General features: G+C 70.9%; 17 protein-coding genes and 1 pseudogene. 10 read left to right on the forward strand and 8 right to left on the reverse strand.

Features of this window, described 5'->3' with window-relative positions:
- Nucleotides 1–420, forward strand: coding sequence for an SRPBCC family protein (locus CGL27_RS07110; protein WP_119985351.1), 420 nt, complete (start codon nucleotides 1–3; stop codon nucleotides 418–420).
- A 112-nt stretch (nucleotides 421–532) separates the two neighbouring features.
- Here the strand turns inward: CGL27_RS07110 and CGL27_RS07115 are convergent, their stop codons facing one another.
- Nucleotides 533–868: a substrate-binding domain-containing protein gene (locus CGL27_RS07115; protein WP_119985353.1), complete on the reverse strand. Its 336-nt coding sequence runs from the start codon at nucleotides 866–868 to the stop codon at nucleotides 533–535.
- Here CGL27_RS07115 and CGL27_RS07120 point away from each other — a divergent pair.
- The 4 genes from CGL27_RS07120 (at nucleotide 820) to CGL27_RS07135 (ending at nucleotide 6,710) form a co-directional block, all read left to right on the forward strand.
- On the forward strand, nucleotides 820–1,836 hold the full coding sequence (locus tag CGL27_RS07120; RefSeq protein ID WP_346345780.1) for an MFS transporter: 1,017 nt from the start codon (nucleotides 820–822) through the stop codon (nucleotides 1,834–1,836). The two genes, CGL27_RS07115 and CGL27_RS07120, sit on opposite strands and share 49 nt — an antisense overlap.
- 482 nt (nucleotides 1,837–2,318) lie before the next feature.
- Nucleotides 2,319–4,358: an FAD-dependent oxidoreductase gene (locus tag CGL27_RS07125; RefSeq protein ID WP_119985357.1), complete on the forward strand. Its 2,040-nt coding sequence runs from the start codon at nucleotides 2,319–2,321 to the stop codon at nucleotides 4,356–4,358.
- A complete protein-coding gene (locus tag CGL27_RS07130) occupies nucleotides 4,355–6,199 on the forward strand; it encodes a thiamine pyrophosphate-binding protein (protein ID WP_119985358.1) in 1,845 nt (614 codons plus the stop codon). The genes CGL27_RS07125 and CGL27_RS07130 overlap by 4 nt, the downstream gene beginning before the upstream one ends.
- A 4-nt stretch (nucleotides 6,200–6,203) precedes the next feature.
- Nucleotides 6,204–6,710 (forward strand): inclusion body family protein, encoded by a 507-nt coding sequence (locus tag CGL27_RS07135; RefSeq protein ID WP_119985360.1) that lies wholly within the window; start codon nucleotides 6,204–6,206, stop codon nucleotides 6,708–6,710.
- A 45-nt stretch (nucleotides 6,711–6,755) separates the two neighbouring features.
- Here the strand turns inward: CGL27_RS07135 and CGL27_RS07140 are convergent, their stop codons facing one another.
- Both CGL27_RS07140 and CGL27_RS07145 read right to left on the reverse strand, forming a co-directional pair.
- Entirely contained in the window at nucleotides 6,756–7,610 is an 855-nt protein-coding gene (locus CGL27_RS07140) for a PaaX family transcriptional regulator C-terminal domain-containing protein (RefSeq protein WP_119985362.1), read from the reverse strand.
- Nucleotides 7,611–7,722: 112 nt separating this feature from the next.
- On the reverse strand, nucleotides 7,723–8,148 hold the full coding sequence (locus CGL27_RS07145; RefSeq protein WP_119985363.1) for a RidA family protein: 426 nt from the start codon (nucleotides 8,146–8,148) through the stop codon (nucleotides 7,723–7,725).
- 134 nt (nucleotides 8,149–8,282) lie between these two features.
- Between CGL27_RS07145 and CGL27_RS07150 the strand changes: the two genes are divergently transcribed.
- Genes CGL27_RS07150 through CGL27_RS07165 form a run of 4 tightly spaced genes read left to right on the forward strand, consistent with a single transcriptional unit; the run spans nucleotide 8,283 to nucleotide 13,782 of the window.
- Nucleotides 8,283–8,765, forward strand: a complete 483-nt coding sequence (locus CGL27_RS07150) for a cupin domain-containing protein (protein ID WP_059149298.1) — start codon at nucleotides 8,283–8,285, stop codon at nucleotides 8,763–8,765.
- Nucleotides 8,765–9,667 (forward strand): acyl-CoA thioesterase domain-containing protein, encoded by a 903-nt coding sequence (locus CGL27_RS07155; RefSeq protein ID WP_078645338.1) that lies wholly within the window; start codon nucleotides 8,765–8,767, stop codon nucleotides 9,665–9,667. Before CGL27_RS07150 ends, CGL27_RS07155 begins: the two co-directional genes overlap by 1 nt.
- Nucleotides 9,668–9,707: 40 nt before the next feature.
- Entirely contained in the window at nucleotides 9,708–11,390 is a 1,683-nt protein-coding gene (locus CGL27_RS07160) for an AMP-binding protein (RefSeq protein ID WP_119985365.1), read from the forward strand.
- 10 nt (nucleotides 11,391–11,400) lie between these two features.
- Nucleotides 11,401–13,782, forward strand: coding sequence for a bifunctional salicylyl-CoA 5-hydroxylase/oxidoreductase (locus CGL27_RS07165; protein ID WP_119985367.1), 2,382 nt, complete (start codon nucleotides 11,401–11,403; stop codon nucleotides 13,780–13,782).
- Nucleotides 13,783–13,838: 56 nt separating this feature from the next.
- Here CGL27_RS07165 and CGL27_RS07170 read toward each other — a convergent pair whose 3' ends face one another.
- The 4 genes and pseudogenes from CGL27_RS07170 to CGL27_RS07185 form a co-directional block, all read right to left on the reverse strand.
- Nucleotides 13,839–15,014, reverse strand: a complete 1,176-nt coding sequence (locus tag CGL27_RS07170; RefSeq protein ID WP_119985368.1) for an epoxide hydrolase family protein — start codon at nucleotides 15,012–15,014, stop codon at nucleotides 13,839–13,841.
- A gap of 166 nt (nucleotides 15,015–15,180) precedes the next feature.
- Nucleotides 15,181–15,633, reverse strand: a pseudogene (locus CGL27_RS07175) (acyltransferase); the annotation flags it as partial.
- 148 nt (nucleotides 15,634–15,781) lie between these two features.
- Nucleotides 15,782–16,366: a CGNR zinc finger domain-containing protein gene (locus CGL27_RS07180; protein ID WP_162952896.1), complete on the reverse strand. Its 585-nt coding sequence runs from the start codon at nucleotides 16,364–16,366 to the stop codon at nucleotides 15,782–15,784.
- Nucleotides 16,367–16,463: 97 nt separating this feature from the next.
- A complete protein-coding gene (locus CGL27_RS07185; RefSeq protein WP_119985372.1) occupies nucleotides 16,464–16,949 on the reverse strand; it encodes an isochorismatase in 486 nt (161 codons plus the stop codon).
- A gap of 161 nt (nucleotides 16,950–17,110) precedes the next feature.
- Between CGL27_RS07185 and CGL27_RS07190 the strand changes: the two genes are divergently transcribed.
- Nucleotides 17,111–18,616 carry a M1 family metallopeptidase gene (locus CGL27_RS07190; protein WP_162952897.1) on the forward strand — a complete coding sequence of 502 codons (1,506 nt, stop codon included), beginning with the start codon at nucleotides 17,111–17,113 and terminating at the stop codon, nucleotides 18,614–18,616.
- Between the two features lie 74 nt (nucleotides 18,617–18,690).
- Here the strand turns inward: CGL27_RS07190 and CGL27_RS07195 are convergent, their stop codons facing one another.
- On the reverse strand, nucleotides 18,691–19,377 hold the full coding sequence (locus CGL27_RS07195; protein WP_078645327.1) for a response regulator transcription factor: 687 nt from the start codon (nucleotides 19,375–19,377) through the stop codon (nucleotides 18,691–18,693).
- Nucleotides 19,378–19,438 lie beyond the last annotated feature (61 nt).

Consider the following 19,438-nt stretch of genomic DNA (forward strand, 5'->3'; position numbering starts at 1 on the left):
ATGGCCTCCACCACCGCGTCCCTCGACCTGCCCGTACCACCCGAGCAGGTGTGGCAGCTCATCGGCGGCTTCGACTCGCTGCCCGACTGGCTGCCGTACATCTCCGAGAGCGTCCCCGCCGAGGGCGGCCGCGTCCGCCAGCTGCGCAACGAGCAGGGCGGTGTGATCGTCGAGCGGCTCGTGGCGTTCGACGACGCGGCGCGCTCGTACAGCTACGCCATCCTCGACGCGCCGTTCCCGGTGACCGACTACCTGTCCACCCTGACCGTGCGCGAGGTCCCGGGCCGGTCCGGCGCCTCGCATGTCGAGTGGTCCGGGACGTTCACCCCCACCGACGTCAGCGAGGACGAAGCGGTCGCGCTCTTCCACGGCATCTACGCGGACGGTCTCGCCGCCCTGCGGAACACCCTGGAGGGCTGACCGCCTGACGGGCCGCCACGTGGAAACGCCTGACGGCCCGCCGAGCCGAACGCCTCGGAGACCGCCCGCCCGGGAGCACCACGCGCCCGGGCGGCGGCGTACGCGAGCAGGGTCAGGAAGCGGGCGTATGGGCGGTGGACCGCCGGACCACCAGCTCGGCCGGGAACTCCCGGCGCCGGGCGGGCAGTGTGCGGTCCTCGATCCGCTCGATCAGCATGCGTACGGCCATCCGCGCCATGTCGGTGATCGGCTGCCGCACGGTGGTCAGGCCGTACGCCTCCCACGCGGCCATCGCGATGTCGTCGTACCCGACCACCCAGACGTCCTCGGGGACCCGCACGCCCAGGGAGATCGCGCCGTCGACGGCGCCGAGGGCGGTGAGGTCTGTGGGCCCCCGCCCTGCTGGTGTTCCTGCGCCTGGTGCAGGGGTTCGCGGTGGGCGGCGAATGGGGTGGCGCGGTGCTCATGGCGGTCGAGCACGCGCCGAGCGGCCGACGCGGTCTGTACGGGGCGTGGCCGCAGACGGGGGTCTCGGCCGGGCTGCTGCTGGGCACCGGTGTCTTCAGCGCCGTATCCCTGCTGCCCGATGAGCAGTTCCTGGCGTGGGGGTGGCGGCTGCCCTTCCTCGCCAGCGCGCTGCTGGCCACCGTCGGCCTCTACATCCGCTCCCGGATCTCCGAGCCCGAGTCGATCGCCCAGGCGGCCGAGAGCGGAGGGCGGTCGCGGCGGCCCCTGGTCGACGTGGTGCGCGGGCACCCCAAGGAGGTGCTGATCGCCGTCGGTGCCCGGTTCGCGGAGGGCGGCAACTACTACATCTTCACCGTCTTCATCCTGACCTACCTCTCCGAACAGCTCGACCTGTCACGGCAGGTGGGGCTGACGGGGGTGATGGTCGCCGCCGCGGTGGACATCGCGGTGATCCCGCTGTGGGGCGCGCTCTCCGACCGGGTGGGCCGCCGGCCGGTGTTCATCGGGGGCGCGCTGTTCATGGCGGCCTTCGCGGGACCGTTCTTCCTGCTGGTCGACACCCGGTCGCCGGTGCTGATCTGTTTGGCCCTGGTCGTGGTCATGGCCTTCGGGCATGGCCCGGTGTTCGGCCCGCTGGCCGCGTTCTACGCCGAGTTGTTCCCCGCCCGGGTCCGCTACAGCGGAGTGTCGATCGGCTACCAGGCAGGCAGTGTGGTGCTCGGCGGCTTCACCCCGATGCTGGCCACGTCGTTGATCGTGTGGAGCGGCGGGGCGTCCTGGAGTCTGATGCTCCTGGTCGCGGCGGGTGCCCTCATCGCCGCGGCGACGATGGCGGCCGCTCCCGAGACCTTCCGCCGAAGCCTGGACGCGGAGCCGGGCGGGGACGCTCAGGACAGGGCCACTCCGGACGGCGCACCGAGTCGGGAGGCGGTGCCGACTTCGAACTGAAATTCCATGCGAACAGGTGGGCGAGTTTCCGGCGGGCCGGTGGGCCGGAAACCCGCCCACCTCGTTTCTCCTACGGCATGTCCTCGGCGGCCTGAAACTCCTACGGACATCCCGCCCGCCCCGCCGAAAGGGGTTTCTGAAGGACACACAAGCGGCCACAGGTGTTGATGCGACTTCCCCCTTGCCTTTATCGGGCAGGAGTTCGACATCCTTCCACGGCTTCGGCATGGCCGATCCGGACCCGTTGTGTATCCCGGTGTGACGACCGCTCAGTTCACCGCGGCACGGGCGCACCCGCATTCCCCCACCCCCTCCACCCCTGGTAGAGCTCGCGCCCCAGCCGGATCTCGGCCTTTCCCCAGAGGGAAATCCGGCAAGTCGAAATTCCGTCAGCCGCAAGGCCTCCAGTTTCTGGACTTTACCAACGCATTACCAAGTCACAGAATCGATAAATCGTTTCTGCATATCTACGATCGCAAGCTATGACCGACGCTCCCCGCGACAACTCCGCCGCCCGTGCCCGCTGGCAGACGTGTCTCAGGCTGGCCCGCGAACTCCTCCTCATCGGGCCGGACAACTCCGACCTCAAACTCGAATATCTCCATACCCTGATCGACACCGGCCGCCTCGGCCCCACCCGCCACCCCCGCAAGAAAATCCTCATCATCGGCGCCGGCATCACCGGCCTCGTGGCCGGCCGCCTGCTCAAGGACGCGGGCCACGACGTCACCATCCTCGAGGCCAACACCGGCCGCGTCGGCGGGCGCATCAAGACCTTCCGCACCACCAAGCACCATCAGCCGTTCGACGACCCCGCCCAGTACGCCGAGGCCGGGGCCATGCGGTTGCCCGACTTCCACCCGCTCGTCCTCGCCCTCGTCGACAAACTCGGGCTCGGCCGCCGCCAGTTCTACAACGTGGACGTCGACCCCACCACCGGCAGCGGCCCCGATGTCCCCGCCCTCCCGGTGACGTACACCTCCTTCACCGGCCGCACCTGGAGCTACGGCGACGACAGCCCCGACTTCCGCGAGCCCGACAAGCGCGGCAACACCTGGATCCGCACCAACCGCGTCCAGGTGCGGCGCGCCGACTACGCCGCCACCCCGGAACGGATCAACGAGGCCTTCCACCTCACCGACGACGAGGTCCGCGCGCCCGCCGTGCAGATGGTCGACGACGCGCTGGAGAGCGTGCGGGACCACTACTCCGACGTCGTGGACGGGCAGCGCGTCAACAAGCCGTTCGACCAGTGGGTCGAGGGCTGGGCCAGGGTGATCCGCGACTTCGACGGCTATTCGATGGGCGGCTTCCTGCGCGACTACGCGGGGCTCAGCGACGAGGCCATCGAGGCGGTCGGAACGCTGGAGAACATGTCCTCGCGGCTGCATCTCTCCTTCTTCCACAGCTTCCTGAGCCACACCGACATCAGCCCCACCGTGCGCTACTGGGAGATACCCGGCGGCAGTTGGCGGCTGCCCGACGCCCTCCACCGGGGCCTGCGCGACGAGGTGCGGTTCGGCCACCGCATGATCCACCTCGAGTACGACGACCCCAGCCGCGACTCCGTTCCCGAGGGCACCGGCGCCGTCGGACCGGGCGGGTGGGGCGTGGCCGTGCAGACCGTCGCCGAGGACAATCCGGCGGGTCCGACCCAGCTGTGGACCGCGGACCTGGCGATCGTCACCATCCCGTTCTCCACGCTGCGCTTCGTGGAGATCGTCCCCTCGATGTCGTACAAGAAGCGCCGCGCCATCATCGAGACCCACTACGACCAGGCCACCAAGGTACTGCTGGAGTTCAGCCACCGGTGGTGGGAGTTCACCGAGGACGACTGGCGCAACGAGCTGGAGAGCATCTCACCGGGCCTCCACGAGTACTACCAGCGAGGCGGCGAGAGTGGCGCCGCTCCCGCCCCCGCGCTCGCCGAGGCCGGCATCGCCGATCTGCTCGGCGCCGCGGTCAAGGACAGCGGTGTCACCGACGAGGTGCGGCAGTTCAACAGCACCATGCCGCTGCGCGGCCCCGCCGTCCGCCCCGCCACCCACTGCTTCGGCGGGGGCTCCGCCACCGACAACCCCAACCGGTTCGTGTACTACCCCTCGCACGGGGTCGAGGGCAGCACCGGTGGCGTGCTGCTCGCCTCGTACTCCTGGTCCGACGACGCCTCACGCTGGGACTCCATGCGGGAGGCGGAGCGCTATGTCTACGCCCTGCGGAACCTCCAGGCCCTGCACGGCCGCCGCATCGAGGTGTTCTTCACCGGCCGGGGCGCCACCAAGAGCTGGGCCCGCGATCCGTACGCCTTCGGCGAGGCCGCCACGTACACCGCGCACCAGATGACCAGCTTCCACCTGGACGCCTCCCGGCCCGAGGGCCCCGTGCACTTCGCCGGGGAGCACACCTCCCTCAAGCACGCCTGGATCGAGGGCGCCCTGGAGAGCGCCGTCCGCGCCGCCATCGCCGTCCACCAGGCCCCGCCCGTCACCACCCCGGGCCCGGACCAGGGGGGCCGCTCATGACCGAGAGCACCCCCGAGTGCACGGTCGCCCGCTATCTGGCCCGCCGACTGGCCGAGTTGGGCATCACCCACCTGTTCGGCGTGCCCGGCAACCACCTCGACCCGTTCCTCACCGTCCTGCGGGCCGAGGGCGACATCGAGTGGGTCGGCACCCCCACCGAGGGCGGCGCGGGCCAGGCCGCCGACTCCTACGCCCGCCTCCACGGCATCGGCGCGGCCGCGGTCACCTACAGCGTCGGCGCGTTCAATCTGCTCAATGCCTGCGGCGGCGCCCATGTGGAACACGTCCCGCTCGTCGCCATCAACGCCTGCCCGCCCTACGAGCAGTGGCAGAACTACCGCGCCCTCGGCCTGCTCACCTCGCATATGAGCCCCCGCCGGGAGAGCAATCTGGACGTCTACCGGCAGGTCACCGTGGAGGCGCAGGTCATCTCCAACCCGGGCCTCGCCCCGGGCCAGATCGACGCCGCGCTCACCGCCTGCCTGTCCGAGCGCAGGCCCGTCTATCTGGAGGTCATGGAGGACCTGTGGGACGAACCCTGTGCGGTGGCCGAGGAGCCGCTGCTGCGCCGCGAGCGGCCGTTCAGCGCGCGCAACCAGACCATGCTGGCGGGCGCCGTCGACGCGATCATGACCCTGATCGAGGAGCACCCCGGCCCGGACGGCAGGCCCCGCCCGATCGTATGGGCGGGCGAGGAGGTCGAGCGGTTCCGCCTCGACGGGCAGCTCACCGACCTGACGCAGGCCACCGGGGTGCCGTTCTGCACCACCGTCGGCGCCAAGGCCGTCGTCGACGAGCGGGGGCCGCAGTTCCACGGCGTGTACAACGGCAAGGCCAGCCACCCGGATGTGCACTGGATCTTCAAGGACTGGGCCACCTGCCGGATCGGCCTCGGCGCCTGGTCCACCTCGAAGAACCTCGACGGGGAGCAGTGTGTCGGCACGGACTGGGTGATGGCCGCCCAGGGCGGCGTCAGCGTCGGCACCCGGTACTTCCCCGACGTCCAGCTCACCCGGCTGATCCCCGCTCTCCAGGACGCGCTGGTGGCGCGCTTCGGCTCCGGGGGCCTGACCGCCGACTACTACGCCGAGGCCCACGCCCACCAGGGCGCGCCCGACGACCGGCCCGCCAGCCTCCAGGACCACCGCGCCACGCTGCGCGCCGGCGGCTCGTCGTCCCGCTCCGGTGAACGGCTCACCTACGACGGCGTGTTCGACCGGATCAACCACTTCCTGGGCCGGGAGACCCGGGAGGACTGGACGGTCGTCTCCGACGCAGCGTTCTCCCTCATCGGCTCGATGAACCTGACCCTGCCCGCGGGCGGGTTCCTGTCGCAGATCAGCTGGCTGTCCATCGGCTGGTCCGTCGGCGCGGCCACCGGCGCCGCGCTCGCCCCCGAGCGCGGCCACGCCCGCCCGATGGTGTTCGTCGGCGACGGCGCCTTCCAGGAGACCTGCCAGGAAATCTCCACCCACACCAGGCTCGGGCTGCGGTCGGTGGTGTTCGTCATGGACAACGGACACTTCTACGGCATCGAGCAGATGCTGGTGCACCCCTCCTACTTCGCGGACCGGGACTCGCGCGACGCGGACGGCGCCAACGGCGCGGACTTCTACAACGTCCTGCACCCGTGGCACTACGACCGCCTCGCGGAGGTCTTCTCCGGCAAGAAGACTCCGGCGAACGGGGTCAGCATCGCGCACGCCTGCGACCTGGACGAGCTGCTGGCCCGCCTCACCGACCCCACCGACCCGGTCAACGCTGGACCGCTGCTGGTCCGCGTCCGCCTGCAGCGGCACGACTATCCGCGGGCGATGGCATACAAGCTGGAAGAGGAGTAGGAACATGTCGGAATTCATCAACGTGATGATCGCGTTCGACGCGGTCTCGATCGCCAAGCGCTACCCCGACGCATCGAGGAACCCCGACGCGCCCACACAGGTCGACCATGCCCTGATCTATATGACGACGCGTCAGGATCGCGTCATCGGCACCTCCGGGGCCGAGCTGAACTTCCGGGCCAACCCCCGGGACATCATCAGGTGGCGCGAGACGACGCTGTCGCTCAACAGCGAATACTGCGCCTTGCTGTACCGGTACCTGAGCAACGACCAGCTCATCAGCAAGCCGCGGATCGTGATCGGCGACGGCACCTACCCGATTCCGAAGGACGGGGCCACCGACCAGCCGGATTTCGAGACCCAGGACTACGAGGACCACTACTGGGAGGCGGACGTCAAGAAGACCGGCCAGGTCACGTACCGCTTCTTCTTCCAGCTCCTGGACAGCGAGCAGAAATTGGTGGGCTACTTCCAGTGGGACCCGTTCATCACCATCGACAAACGCTCCTGACGGGCTTCGCCGCGGTCGGCTAGCGGCGCGCAGGCGAGTGCCGCGTCAGCGCCGGGCGCGGAGGACCCCCGCGGCGTGTGCCGCCGCGGGGGCGCTCAGCAGGGTGTGGAGCCGGTGGAACAGTTCGCCCGCGGCCACGCCGTTCCACTCCGGCGGAAGGAGTTCCAGGGGAAGTCCCGGGTCGCGGTAGGGCATGCGGCGCCACTGGGTCAGCATCGGCGCATAGGTGCGGAACGCCTCCAGCGGAGGTGGCTCGCGCCGTGTCACCGCGTCCAGGACGGGGCGGTACCGGTCCAGGAAGTCCGCGTACAGGGCGGTGAGTTCGTCGAGATCCCACCAGGCGCGGACCTTCTCCCGCAGATCCCCGAAGGCGAAGTAGTCACCGGTGAAGATGTCGACGTACCCGGACAGTTCCCGGCGTTCCAGGGTGCGCCGGGTCTCGGCCGCCAGGTGTCCGGGGGCGATCCAGACGCCCGCCGCAGCGGTGCCGAAGCCCAGCCGGGTCAGGGTCGTCCGCAGCGCGTGCCGCTTCTCGCGCTCGGATTCGGGCACGGAGAACACGACGAGGACCCAGCCGTCCTCGCGGGACGCCCTGGCCTGCCGGAAGATGCGTACGTCCCCCTCGGCGAGGGTCTGCAGGGTGGAGTCGGCGAGCGAGTAGCCGGCGAGACCCTCGTGGCGCTCGCCGCGCAGCACATCGCGGCGTTTCATCCGGGAGACCGAGGACCGCACGGCCCGGCTCTCCACGCCGAGGTCCGCCATGAGGCTGATCACCGAGGCGACCGAGAGCCAGTTGTGCTCGCCCCTGGCGTAGAGGCCGAAGACCGTGAGGATGAGCGGGGCGTGGCGGGACTCCCGCTCGCCCGCTGCGGTGGTGGCCGTTGTCGTCTGCGCGGTCATGTACCGGCACCCTAACGCCTGGCGCGGCGGAGTGATCACCTGCTCCCGGACGAGGCCCGGTGCACCGCCGCACCGCGCGACCGACCTCGGGGCCGTACGAGTCGGGTCCGCCTCACCCCCCGGTGTGCGGCGCCACGAGTCGTTTCTCCGGGATCACGGCCACACCAAGGATCTCGATCATGGCCTCGGGCTGCCACAGTGCCGTGCAGCCGATGCCCGCCATGGCCGGGTAGACCGGCCCGGCGAGCTCGCGCCAGACCTTGCCGATCTCCTTGCCGTGTGCCTGGTAGTCGGGGATGTCGGTGAGGTAGATGGTCACGCTCACCAGATCCTCGGGGTGGCCACCGACCTCGCGCAGCGTGGTGAGCAGGTTGCCGAACGCCTGCCGGAACTGTTCGACGATGCCGCCCGGAACGATCTTCATATCGGCGTCGAGGGCGGTCTGTCCCCCCAGGTGGAGCGTGTTTCCGGCGAGTGTTCCGTGCGAGTAGCCGCTGGGTGTCGGGAGGGTGGTCGGGTTCACGGGGACGGGGGTCATGGGGCCTCCGGCTCGGTTGCGTTCCGTCCTGTCCCACGGTCGGGCAGGTCCGTCCAGGTGTATTGACTTTAAATGACGACCGTGAGAAACACGAGACATCGGATCCTGGTCCCCGACTGAACGGAGCCGACCCCATGGAGCCCGACCTGAGCAAGTACCGCCTCGAAGGCGACAATTCGATGTACCGGCTGCCCAGCGGCATCGTCGCCCCCGTGGTGACGCGCGGCGGCCTGGAGAGCGGCAACACCGCCGACTCGGGCGGCGCCGTCCGCGTCTCGGGCGTGAGCATCCAGCACACCCCGGCCACCCGCCTCTGGTTCGGCAAGGTCAGCAACGAACCCGGCTACCGCTCGGTGACCCACCACCACGGCGAGGCCGAGACCGGCGGCTATGTCCTCTCCGGCCGGGCCCGCATCTACTTCGGCGAGCGGTTCGAAGACTATGTCGACATGGAGGAGGGCGACTGGGTCTTCGTGCCGCCCTTCATGCCGCACGTGGAGTGCAACCTCTCCCGCACCAAGCCGCTGACCTGGATGACCACCCGGACGCCGGAGAACATCGTGGTCAACCTGCCCGACGTCGCCGACGCCGAGTTGCGCGACTGGCTGGACCGCTGATGTCCGGGACGCCCCCCACCTCGGCCGTCTTCACCGCCGCCGTCACCCTGAAGCCCGCCCAGCCCGAGCACTTCGACCTCGCGTTCACCGCCACGACCCAGCCCTGCCCGTGGCCCAAGGCATATGGCGGCGATCTCGTCGCCCAGGCCGCGGCGGCGGCCATGCGGTCGGTGACCGACGGCAAGTCGCTGCACTCGATGCACAGTTACTTCCTGCGGCCCGCCGACATCGGGGCCGAGGTGCGTTACGAGGTGGAGGTGGTGCGCGACGGGCGCGGCTACAGCACCCGGCAGGTGCGCGGCTATCAGAACGGCAAGCCGCTGTATGTGTGCCTGGCCGGCTTCGCGGCGGGCGAGGCCGGTGCGGCCTTCCACGCCGCGTTCGAAGACGACGTGCCCGACCCGGAGACCCTGCCCAGCTCGGCGGAGTACCTCGCGGAGCGCGACGGCGGGTCCATGACCAAGGAGTCCAAGGCGTACTGGTCCGGCGGTCGCGGCTTCGACATGCGGCATGTCCCCGGCCCGGTCTACCTCACCGTCGAGGGAGAACGCCTTCCGCACCAGGCGGTCTGGCTGAGGCCCTTCGACCCGCTCCGCCCGGTCGACGGGCTGACCGACGCCCAACGGGACCTGGCCGCCCTGGCGTACGTCTGCGACTACACGATCCTCGAACCCGTCCTGCGCGTGCTCGACCTGTCCTGGGCCAGGCCCGGGCTGGTCACCGCCAGCCTCGACCACGCGATGTGGTTCCACCGTCCGGGGCCGCTGGGCGACTGGCTGCTCTACGTCCAGGAAGCCGTCGCCGCCGACGCGGGCCGCGGCCTGGGCACGGGCCGCTTCTTCACCCGCGACCACCGCCACCTGGCAACTGTCGTCCAGGAGGGCCTGATCCGCCCCACCTGATCCGCCGCGCTTCCCGGCGGGCTCCCGGAAGGACTCTTCCGTGACTCTTCCGCTCCCCCTCTCACCCTCCGCACACGTCGACACCTTCACGCGCGACCGGCTGCCGCCCGCGCACCTGTGGCCGACGCTCGAGTTCACGACGCCGGAACTGCGCTACCCGGACCGGCTCAACGCGGCGACCGAGCTCATCGACACCCCCACCGCGCTGTTCGGCCCCGGCCGTCCCGCCCTGCGCACCCCGGACGGCGGACTGTGCACCTACGGCGAACTGCGCACCCGCGCCAATCAGGTCGCCCAGGTGCTCACCGAGGACCTCGGCCTGGTGCCGGGGCAGCGTGTCCTGCTGCGCTCGCCCAACAACCCCTGGACCGTCGCGGCCTGGCTCGGCGTCCTCAAGGCCGGTGGCGTCGTGGTGACCACGATGGCCGCCCTGCGCGCCCGGGAGCTCACCCCGATCGCCGAACGCACCCGGCCGTCGATCGCCCTGGTGGACCACCGGTTCACCGAGGAGGTCCGCACCGTCCGGGACACCGTGCTGCCCGGGCTGACGGTGGTCGGGTACGGCGGTGGCGGCCCGGAGGATCTGGTGGCCAGGGCCACGGTCAAGTCCGGCGAGTTCACCAACGTGGACACCGCCGCCGACGATGTGGCGCTCCTCGGCCCCACCTCGGGGTCCACCGGCGCCCCCAAGATCACCATGCACTTCCACCGCGACATCCTGTCCATCGACAACACCTTCGGCCGCCACACCCTGGGCCTGGTACCGGATGATCTGGTCGCCTGCACCGCTCCCCTGGCCTTCACCTTCGGCCTCGGCATGCTGGTCGTCTTCCCGCTGCGGGCCGGTGCCTGCGCCCTGCTGACGGAGTCCGCCACCCCTTCGCAGCTCGCGGATATCGTGCGGCGGCACGGCGTCACCGTCCTGGCGACCGCGCCCACCGCCTACCGGGCGATCCTGCGCGAGGGGCGGGAACCACAGCTCGCCGGGGTGCGGATCGGAGTCTCGGCGGGCGAGCACATACCCCGCACCACCTGGGAAGATCTGCGGAGTCGCAGTGGCCTGAAGGTGGTCGACGGCATTGGCGCCACCGAGCTGCTGCACATCTTCATCTCCGCCGCCGGGGACGCCATCCGGCCCGGCGCCACGGGACAGGCGGTCCCCGGCTTCCGCGCCACGATCCTCGGCCCCGACGGCACGGAACTCGGCCCCGGAGAGCCGGGCAGACTCGGTGTCATCGGCCCGGTCGGCTGCCGTTACCTCGGTGGCGAACGACAGCGGGACTACGTCCTGGAGGGCTGGAACATCACCGGTGACATCTTCCACCGGGACGAGGACGGCTACTTCCACTACCACGCCCGCAGCGACAGCCTGATCGTCTCCTCCGGGTACAACATCGGCGGCCCCGAGGTCGAGTCCGCCATCGACACCCACCCCGACGTCGTGGAATCCGCCGTCGTGGCCCGCCCCGACCCGGAGCGCGGCTCGGTCGTGTGCGCCTTCGTGGTGCTGCGGGACGGCGTGTCCGGCGACGCGGCCAAGGTGAAGGAGATACAGGACCACGTCAAGCAGCTCCTGGCGCCCTACAAGTACCCGCGCGATGTGCGGTTCCAGGACGCCCTGCCGCGCAACACCAGCGGCAAACTGCAGCGTTTCAAGCTGCTGCGCCAGGTACGCCAGGCCCATGACGACGAGCGGGCCACCGAGGCCGTCGCCGAGAGTTGAGGGGAACCCCGTGAACATCGCGATCATCGGCGGCGGTCCCGGCGGGCTGTACTTCGCGGCCCTGATGAAACAGCTCGACCCCGCCCACGAGATCACCGTCTGGGAGCGCAACGCCCCCGACGACACGTTCGGCTTCGGCGTCGTGTTCTCCGACGAGACGCTCGGCGGCATCGAGAACGCCGATACCACCATCGCCGAGGCCATGGCCCGGCGCTTCGCCCGCTGGACCGACATCGACATCCACTACCGGGGCGAGAGCCACACCGTCGGCGGCCAGGGCTTCGCCGCCATGAGCCGCAAGGAGCTGCTCCGCCTGCTCCAGGAGCGCTGCCGCGACCTCGGCGTCACCCTGCGCTTCTCGACCGTGGCACCGGACACCGAGTGGCTGCGCGCGTCGTACGACCTGGTGGTGGGGGCCGACGGGGTCAACTCCTCGGTACGGTCGGCCCACGCGGACGTCTTCCGCCCGTCCCTGGACCGTCGGCACAGCAAGTACATGTGGCTCGGCACGGACCGGGTCTTCGAGGCATTCCAGTTCTTCGTCGAGCAGACCGAATGGGGGGTCGTGCAGGTGCACGGCTACCCCTACTCCGACACCGGCTCCACCTTCATCGTCGAGATGCACGAGGACGTCTGGCGGCGGGCCGGCTTCGACGCCACCGACCGGGCCGACGGCGCACCGGGCGCCTCCGACGAGCGGGCCGTCGCGCGCGTCCGCGAGCTCTTCGCCGACGCGCTGGACGGCCACCGGCTGTTCGCCAACAACTCCAAGTGGCTGAACTTCACCACCGTACGCAACGAGCGCTGGCACCACGGCAACCTCGTGCTCATCGGGGACGCCGCCCACACCGCGCACTTCTCCATCGGCTCGGGCACCAAACTGGCGATGGAGGACGCGCTCGCCCTCGCGGCCTGTCTGCACGAACACCCGGACACAGAGCGGGCGTTGACCGCCTACGAGACCGAGCGGCGCCCGGTCGTGGAGTCCACCCAGCGGGCGGCGCAGGGCTCGCTGGAGTGGTTCGAGAACATCGGGATGTACGCCCACCAGGAGCCGACCCAGTTCTGCTTCAACCTGCTGACCCGCTCGCGCCGCATCACCTACGACAACCTGCGCACCCGCGACCCCGACTTCGCCGACCAGGTCGACGCCGCCTTCGCCACCGCGCAGGGCCATGACACGGTGGCACCGGCGATGTTCCAGCCGTACCGGCTGGGGCGGCTGGAGCTCAAGAACCGGGTGATCGTCTCACCGATGGACATGTACTCCGCGGTCGACGGCGTACCCGGCGACTTCCACCTCGTCCACCTCGGCTCCAAGGCCATGGGCGGCGCCGGACTGGTGATGACCGAGATGGTGTGCGTCTCACCCGAGGGCCGCATCACACCCGGCTGCACGGGCCTGTGGAACGGCGAGCAGCGCGATTCCTGGCGGCGGATCGTGTCCTACGTCCATGAGCGGAGCACCGCCCGCATCGGCCTCCAGCTCGGCCACTCGGGCCGCAAGGGCTCCACCCGGCTGATGTGGGAGGGCATGGACGAACCGCTGCCGGAGGGCAACTGGGAGACCGTCGGCCCGTCCGCGCTGCCGTACGGCCCCGGCTCCGCGGCCCCGCGCGAGGTCACCCGCGCCGAGATGGACCGGATCGCCGCGGACTTCGTCGCCGCCGCCCGCCGGGGCGCCGAGGCCGGGTTCGATCTGTTCGAACTGCACTGCGCCCACGGCTACTTGCTGTCCTCCTTCCTCTCACCGGTCGCCAACCACCGCACCGACACATACGGCGGCCCGCTGGAGAACCGGCTGCGTTTCCCCCTGGAGGTCTTCGACGCCGTGCGGGAGGCGTGGCCCGAGGAACGGCCGATGATCGTGCGCATCTCCGCCACCGACTGGGTGCCGGACGGCAACACCGAGCATGACGCCGTCGAGATCGCCCGCGCGTTCATCGCCCACGGGGCGGACGCCATCGACGTGTCCTCCGGGCAGGTCACCAAGGACGAGCGCCCCGCCTTCGGCCGCTCCTACCAGACCCCGTTCGCCGACCGCATCCGCCATGAGGTCGCCGCCGCCACCGGCACCGCCGTCATCGCGGTGGGCGCCATCGCCTCGTACGACGACGTCAACTCCCTCCTGCTGGCGGGCCGCGCCGATCTGTGCGCCGTGGGGCGCACCCATCTGTACGACCCGCACTGGACGCTGCACGCGGCGGCCGAGCAGGAGTACCGGGGCCCGGGCGCCGAATGGCCGGTGCCGTTCGGCGCGGGCCGCCGCAAGCCCCCGGCCGCGCGCACCGACGCCGTACGGCCCCGGCTGTCCCTGCTCCGGTCCGACCCCGCCGACCAGGCCGTCCACCTGCGCTGGACCCCGGCCCCGGAACCGGCGCCGGTCCCCTGACGCGTGGCGTGTCTCCTGACGCGTGGCGGGGCCGGGCGCGGCGGCGGAATTCGGGCTCAGTCCGTCGCCGCGGCCCGGTAGGGACGGAAGAAGGCGCGCAGCTCCTCCGCGTAGAGTTCGGGCTCCTCGAACGGCGCGAAGTGTCCGCCGCGCTCGGGCTCGGTCACCCGCACGACGTTCGTCATGCGCTCGAGCCACTCCCGCGGCGGGCGGACGATGTCGCCGCGGAAGAGCGAGAAGCCGGACGGCACCTCGACCCGGCGGGCGTGCTGTTCGGGCGGGATCGCGGCGTTGGCGTGGTACATGCGCATCGACGAGCCGATCGTGCCCGTGAGCCAGTACAGCGTGACGTTCGTGAGGATCTCGTCCTTGGTGAAGCACCGCTCGATATCACCGTCGCAGTCGCTCCACGAACGGAGCTTCTCGACGATCCACGCGGCGAGCCCGACCGGTGAGTCGGTGAGCCCGAAGGCGGCGGTCTGCGGCTTGGTGCGGTGCATGGCGGCGTAGGCGCCCTCCGCCGCGCCCCAGGCCGCGACCTCCTCGAACCAGGCGCGCTCCTCGGGCGCGAGGTCCGCCGGGTCGCCGGTGAAGACGGGCAGGCCGCCGTCCATGCGGTGCACGGCCACCACCCGGTCGGGGTGGTCGAGGGCGAGGTAGCGGCTCACATGGCTGCCGATGTCCCCGCCTGCCGCGCCGAACCGCTCATAGCCGAGGACGTCCATGAGCTCGGCCCACAGCCCGGCGACGGCGATGGAGTTCAGCGGCGCCCCGGTGGGCCGGTCGGAGAAGCCGTAGCCCGGAATGTCGGGGACGACCACGTCGAACGCGTCGGCGGGGTCGGCGCCGTGCGCGCCCGGGTCGGTGAGCAGCGGAATGACCTTCGTATAGCGCCAGAACGAGTCCGGCCAGCCGTGGCTGAGGACCAGCGGCAGGGCGGGCCCGGCCGGGGCGGCGGCCCGGACGTGGGCGAAGTGGATCCCGAGGCCGCCGAGCCGGACGCGGAAGCGGGGCAGCCGGGCGAGCGCCGCCTCCTGCGCCGGCCAGTCGAACTCCTCCGCCCAGTAGGCGACGAGTTCGCGGAGGTAGTCGAGGTCGGTCCCGAGCGACCACCCGGCGTCCTCGGGCGCGTCCGGCCAGCGGGTCGCGCGCAGCCGCGCGCGGAGGTCCTCGAGCGCCGCGGGTGCGGTCTGCGGGGTGAACGGCTCGGGGCGGGGCGGGGCATCCGGCATGGCACGTACCCTACAAGCCGCGCCACGCCCCTCCGCCGACACGCTGGGCACTTAGGCCCTGTCCGGTGGATCTTCGCGGGCCCGCGACGCCTGGCACGGCGCCCCCAGCTACCGCTGGGAGGTGCCCCCTGCACCAGACGCCGCGGGCCCCGCGGCGGCAGCCGCTGAACAGGGCGCCGGCCAGCGCGTCGTGCATGAACTCGGTGTAGCGGATCTTCGAGGCGAAGAGCCGGCAGCTCGCCATGGTGACCAGCGCGACCAGGGTCGCGAGCGGGAGGATGCGCACCGCGCGCCGGGCGTAGAAGCGCCGCAGGGACAGCGATCCGGTGTGTTCGGCCTCCTTGAGCAGCCCCGCTGTGATGAGGAATCCGGAGATCACGAAGAAGACATCGACCCCGGCGTATCCGCCGGTGACGTACGGGACTCCCGCGTGCGCGAGCACGACCAGGGTGACGGCCAGCCCGCGCAGTCCCTGGATGTCGCGCCGGAGCGCGGTCTTCGGCGTACGGCCGGCGGAGCGGGATACGTGGTGGCCGCGCGGGCGCCGCGCCGGCCCCGTGGCCCGTTGGCCCGGCGCCGTGTCCCGCTGGGGGCGGGAGGCCGTGGGAGTGTGCGTCATACCGTGAACTGTCCGCAGCACAGGGGGTGTTTCCGTGATGCGGAGCACACGGGACCAGGCCGACGGCAGAGCCCTGTGCGGGGAGCGTGCCGCGCCGGACGCGCGTGGCGCCTCCTCGGCGTACGGCACAGCGTGACTACGGCTTGGTTCAGCCCGATCGGCGGCGGCGGTAGGTCTGTGTCTTCGCGCGGTTGCCACACAACTGCGGCGAGCACCATTTGGCGCGGCCCGGGCGGGAGTTGTCGTAGAAGACCCACTGGCAATCGGGGGCGGGGCACATCCTGAGCCGGTGCCAGGTCCCGTTCGCCGTGGCGGTCAGGGCGGCCATCACGAGGTGCGCGAGGGCGGTGTGCACGGGGTCGGCGGAGATGGTCAGCCGGGCGCCGTGAGCCGCGGTCAGTGTGACGTCGAAGGAGTAGCCGACCGGGGCGGCGCCGCCGTCCTGGCCGGCCTCGCCACCCTGGCGCAGCGCGGCACGCAGGGCTGCGCGCAGGGCGAGGGCTCTGGTCAGGTGGCCCTGGTGAGCCTTGGTGTCCGGGGTGTCGCCGTCGAGGAGGCCATGCTCCCGCAGCCAGCGTTCCAGATCTCCGGGCGTGGTGAGATCGTCGTGAGCCGTAAGGCGCCGGCCGTGCGCGACGAATCCGCGGAGGTCCTCGGTGTTGGCGAAGTGATGGAGCAGCGCGATGCCGTCGGGGAGGCCGTCGACGTCCTCGGCCCTAGTCGGCGGCAACACGACCGATGTCTCCGCGGACCCGCCGGCAGGCATCCTTCACCCGGATCCGATCGCCGTCGAACTCAGACATCCAGCCGCTCCAGTGGCATCCCCATGGCTACACCCTTCCTGTGAAGTGTGCGTTGAGATAGGCATCCGGGTCCGGGCCCTCGGGGTTGGCCAGCACATGGCGCAACCATGCCCGGCGCTCGAAGTCGGTGACGGCCAACTCCCAGACGCAGCCGATGGCCTCACCCGGATGCGGACTCAGCGCATCCGGCCGCTCCCGGGGCGCCGAGAACAGTCGCTGATGAATCTCGTGCTCACCGTGCCACCAGTCCACCAGCGCGAAGCAGTAGTCGGCCGCGTCGTGCGCGATGGCGAACCCGATGCCATAGCGGCTGTCCGTCCGAGCGGGGCTCGGCAGCAGCGAGGCCGCGGTTTCCACGGTCGCGGCCACCAGCGCGGGGCGTGGCACATCGGCCGCCGCGCTGATGCCGTACAGCTTCACGGCCCATCCGCCGATCGTCTCCAGGCCGAGGAAGCTGATGGCCCGAGGACGGTGCGGCTGCCGAAGGACGACCGATCCCTGCCGCACGCTCATGACCCGCCCCTCTCCTTTCGACACCTGTTAAATGATTAGCAGGTGTCGTCATGCCCCACAAGCCCTGCCGCACGCCGGTCGTTCTTTCGGCCGATGCCGGTGGCCATGAACCCGCTATCCGGTGGATCCACGACGGTTGCCCCGCGGGCCACCCTCGGCTCATGGCTCGTCACACACGACACTCGAACCTCACGCCGTGGATCGTCACGGCGCTGGCCACCGCCCTGACGGGCGTGGCCGGCTGCACCCCCGACGCGACGTCCGCCCAGAGCGGCACCCGTACCGCCCCCACGCCCGGAGCCGCCGGAATCGGGGACACGCTGCATCCCGGGCTCGGCAACGGGGGCTACACCGTGCGCCATACCGACCTGGCGCTGCGCTTCGCCGAGGACCTCAAGACGTACACCGCGACCACCACGCTACGCGGCCGGGCCACCCACGCCCTGTCCCGTTTCGACCTCGACCTGACCGGTACCACGGTCCGTTCGGTGACGGTCGACGGCCGCGAGGCGACCTGGACCCGCACCGGTCAGGAGCTGCGCGTGACTCCCGCGGACCCGGTGCCCGACGGCCGGGGGTTCTCGGTGGAGGTCACGGTGCACGCGCCCGTGGCGGGCCCTGAGGAGGCCGAGAAGCTCGGCACCTCGGCGATCGGGATGGTGCGGGCGAAGGGGGTCGTCCAGACCATCAACCAGCCCTCGGGCGCACATCGGATCGCGGCGTTCGCCGACCATCCGGCCCAGAAGGCGCCTACCACCATCACCATCGCCGCACCCTCGCGTGTGAACGCCATCGCGAACGGCGAACTCACCGCCACCCGGCGCGAAGGGGTGTATACCGTCCGCCGGTTCGAGAGCCGCCACAAGCTGGCGCCCGAACTGATCCAGATCGGCGTCGGCCACTTCACCGTGGTCAAGCGGCGGGGACCGGACGGGATCAAGCTGCGCCACGCCCTGCCCACCGGCCAAGTCAACGACCTCATGCCGCAGCTCGACACGGTCGTGCCCAAGGCGCTGCGTTTCCTGACCCGACGGCTGGGCCCGTTCCCGCTGCGGACGTACGGCATCTACGCCACGCCGCTGGGCGGTGAGCTCGAGACGCAGTCCCTGACCCTGCTCGCCACGGAGGAGCTCACCAAGGAGGGTATGGAGGCCAACGGCTCGGACACGATCGTCGCGCACGAGATCTCCCACGAGTACTTCGGCAACAGCGTCTCGCCCCGCCGGTGGAGCGATCTGTGGCTCAACGAGGGCCACGCCGTCTATTACCAGGGCCTGTGGAGCCAGGAGGCGCACGGCACCGATCCGGCCGACGCCATGAAGAGCGCGTACCGGGACGCCACCGCCCAACTGCGCAAGCAGGGGCCGGTCGCCGATCCCCGCCTCGGCGCCTTCACGCCCAAGGACATGGCTCCCTACGGCTGGGGCGCCTACGAGGGTGGTGCTCTGGTGTTGTACGCGCTGCGGCAGAAGGTCGGCGAGGCCACGTTCCAGCGCATCGAGCGCGCCTGGGTGGCGGAGCACCGCGACAGCACGGCGGGGACCGCGGACTTCATCCGCCTGGCAAGCCGCGTCGCCGGCCGCGACCTGGGGCCCTTTCTGCGCTCCTGGCTGTACTCCACGAAGCTCCCGGCCATGCCCGGCCACCCCGACTGGCACACGTCATGACGGGCGGACGTGCTGACGGCACACATCCTGAAGGGCACACGCCCCGACGGGCCCGGGCCGTCCGCTCGCCCGCGCTAGCGGTTGTGCACCGCTCCGGTGTCCCAGGCCCAGGCCGCGATCTCCACGCGGTTGCGGACGGCGAGCTTGGTCTGGATGTTGCTCAGATGGGTTTTCACCGTGGACAGCGACAGGTGCAGTTCGGCGCAGATCTCCTGATTGGTCCGGCCCACCGCCACCAGCCGGGCGACATCCAGCTCCCTGCCGGTCAGGGGGTTCGCCACGGTGGCGGCGCCGGGCCGGCTCGCCCACTGGCGCAGCAGACGCACGGTGATCGCGGGAGACACCAGCGCGCCACCGCGCGCGGCCGACCGCACCGCCTCCACCAGGAGTTCGGGACCGGCGTCCTTGAGCAGGAAGCCACAGGCGCCGTTGCGGATCGCGGTGTGCACGTAGTCGTCCTGGTCGAAGGTGGTGACCACGACGACCCGCAGCGGCTCCGCCACTCCGGGCCCGGCCAGCAGCCGGGTCGCCTCCAGACCGTCCAGTTTCGGCATACGGATGTCGACCAGGCACACATCCGGGCGGTGCCGCCGGGCCAGCTCCACGCACTCGGAGCCATCGGCGGCCTCGCCCACCACCTCGATTCCGGGCTGGGAGGCGAGAATCAGCCGGAACCCGGTGCGCACCATCGCCTGGTCATCCGCGATCAGCACCCGGATCGGGGCGCCTTCGGGGGGCGGTGTGTCCGCGGCATCGCTCACGTGGTGGATCCTTCCAGAGCCGCCTAGTGGTAAAGCGCGCCAGAACCGTCCAGCCGCCGTC

The sequence above is a fragment of the Streptomyces sp. 11-1-2 genome (assembly GCF_003595545.1).
Lineage (GTDB): Bacteria > Actinomycetota > Actinomycetes > Streptomycetales > Streptomycetaceae > Streptomyces > Streptomyces hygroscopicus_B.

Coding starts and splice junctions, on each gene's coding strand:
- CGL27_RS07110 (WP_119985351.1), top strand. CDS start 1: ATGGCCTCCACCACCGCGTCCCTCGACCTGCCCGTACCACCCGAGCAG.
- CGL27_RS07125 (WP_119985357.1), top strand. CDS start 2,319: ATGACCGACGCTCCCCGCGACAACTCCGCCGCCCGTGCCCGCTGGCAG.
- CGL27_RS07130 (WP_119985358.1), top strand. CDS start 4,355: ATGACCGAGAGCACCCCCGAGTGCACGGTCGCCCGCTATCTGGCCCGC.
- CGL27_RS07135 (WP_119985360.1), top strand. CDS start 6,204: ATGTCGGAATTCATCAACGTGATGATCGCGTTCGACGCGGTCTCGATC.
- CGL27_RS07140 (WP_119985362.1), bottom strand. CDS start 7,610: ATGACCGCGCAGACGACAACGGCCACCACCGCAGCGGGCGAGCGGGAG.
- CGL27_RS07145 (WP_119985363.1), bottom strand. CDS start 8,148: ATGACCCCCGTCCCCGTGAACCCGACCACCCTCCCGACACCCAGCGGC.
- CGL27_RS07150 (WP_059149298.1), top strand. CDS start 8,283: ATGGAGCCCGACCTGAGCAAGTACCGCCTCGAAGGCGACAATTCGATG.
- CGL27_RS07155 (WP_078645338.1), top strand. CDS start 8,765: ATGTCCGGGACGCCCCCCACCTCGGCCGTCTTCACCGCCGCCGTCACC.
- CGL27_RS07170 (WP_119985368.1), bottom strand. CDS start 15,014: ATGCCGGATGCCCCGCCCCGCCCCGAGCCGTTCACCCCGCAGACCGCA.
- CGL27_RS07185 (WP_119985372.1), bottom strand. CDS start 16,949: ATGAGCGTGCGGCAGGGATCGGTCGTCCTTCGGCAGCCGCACCGTCCT.
- CGL27_RS07190 (WP_162952897.1), top strand. CDS start 17,111: ATGGCTCGTCACACACGACACTCGAACCTCACGCCGTGGATCGTCACG.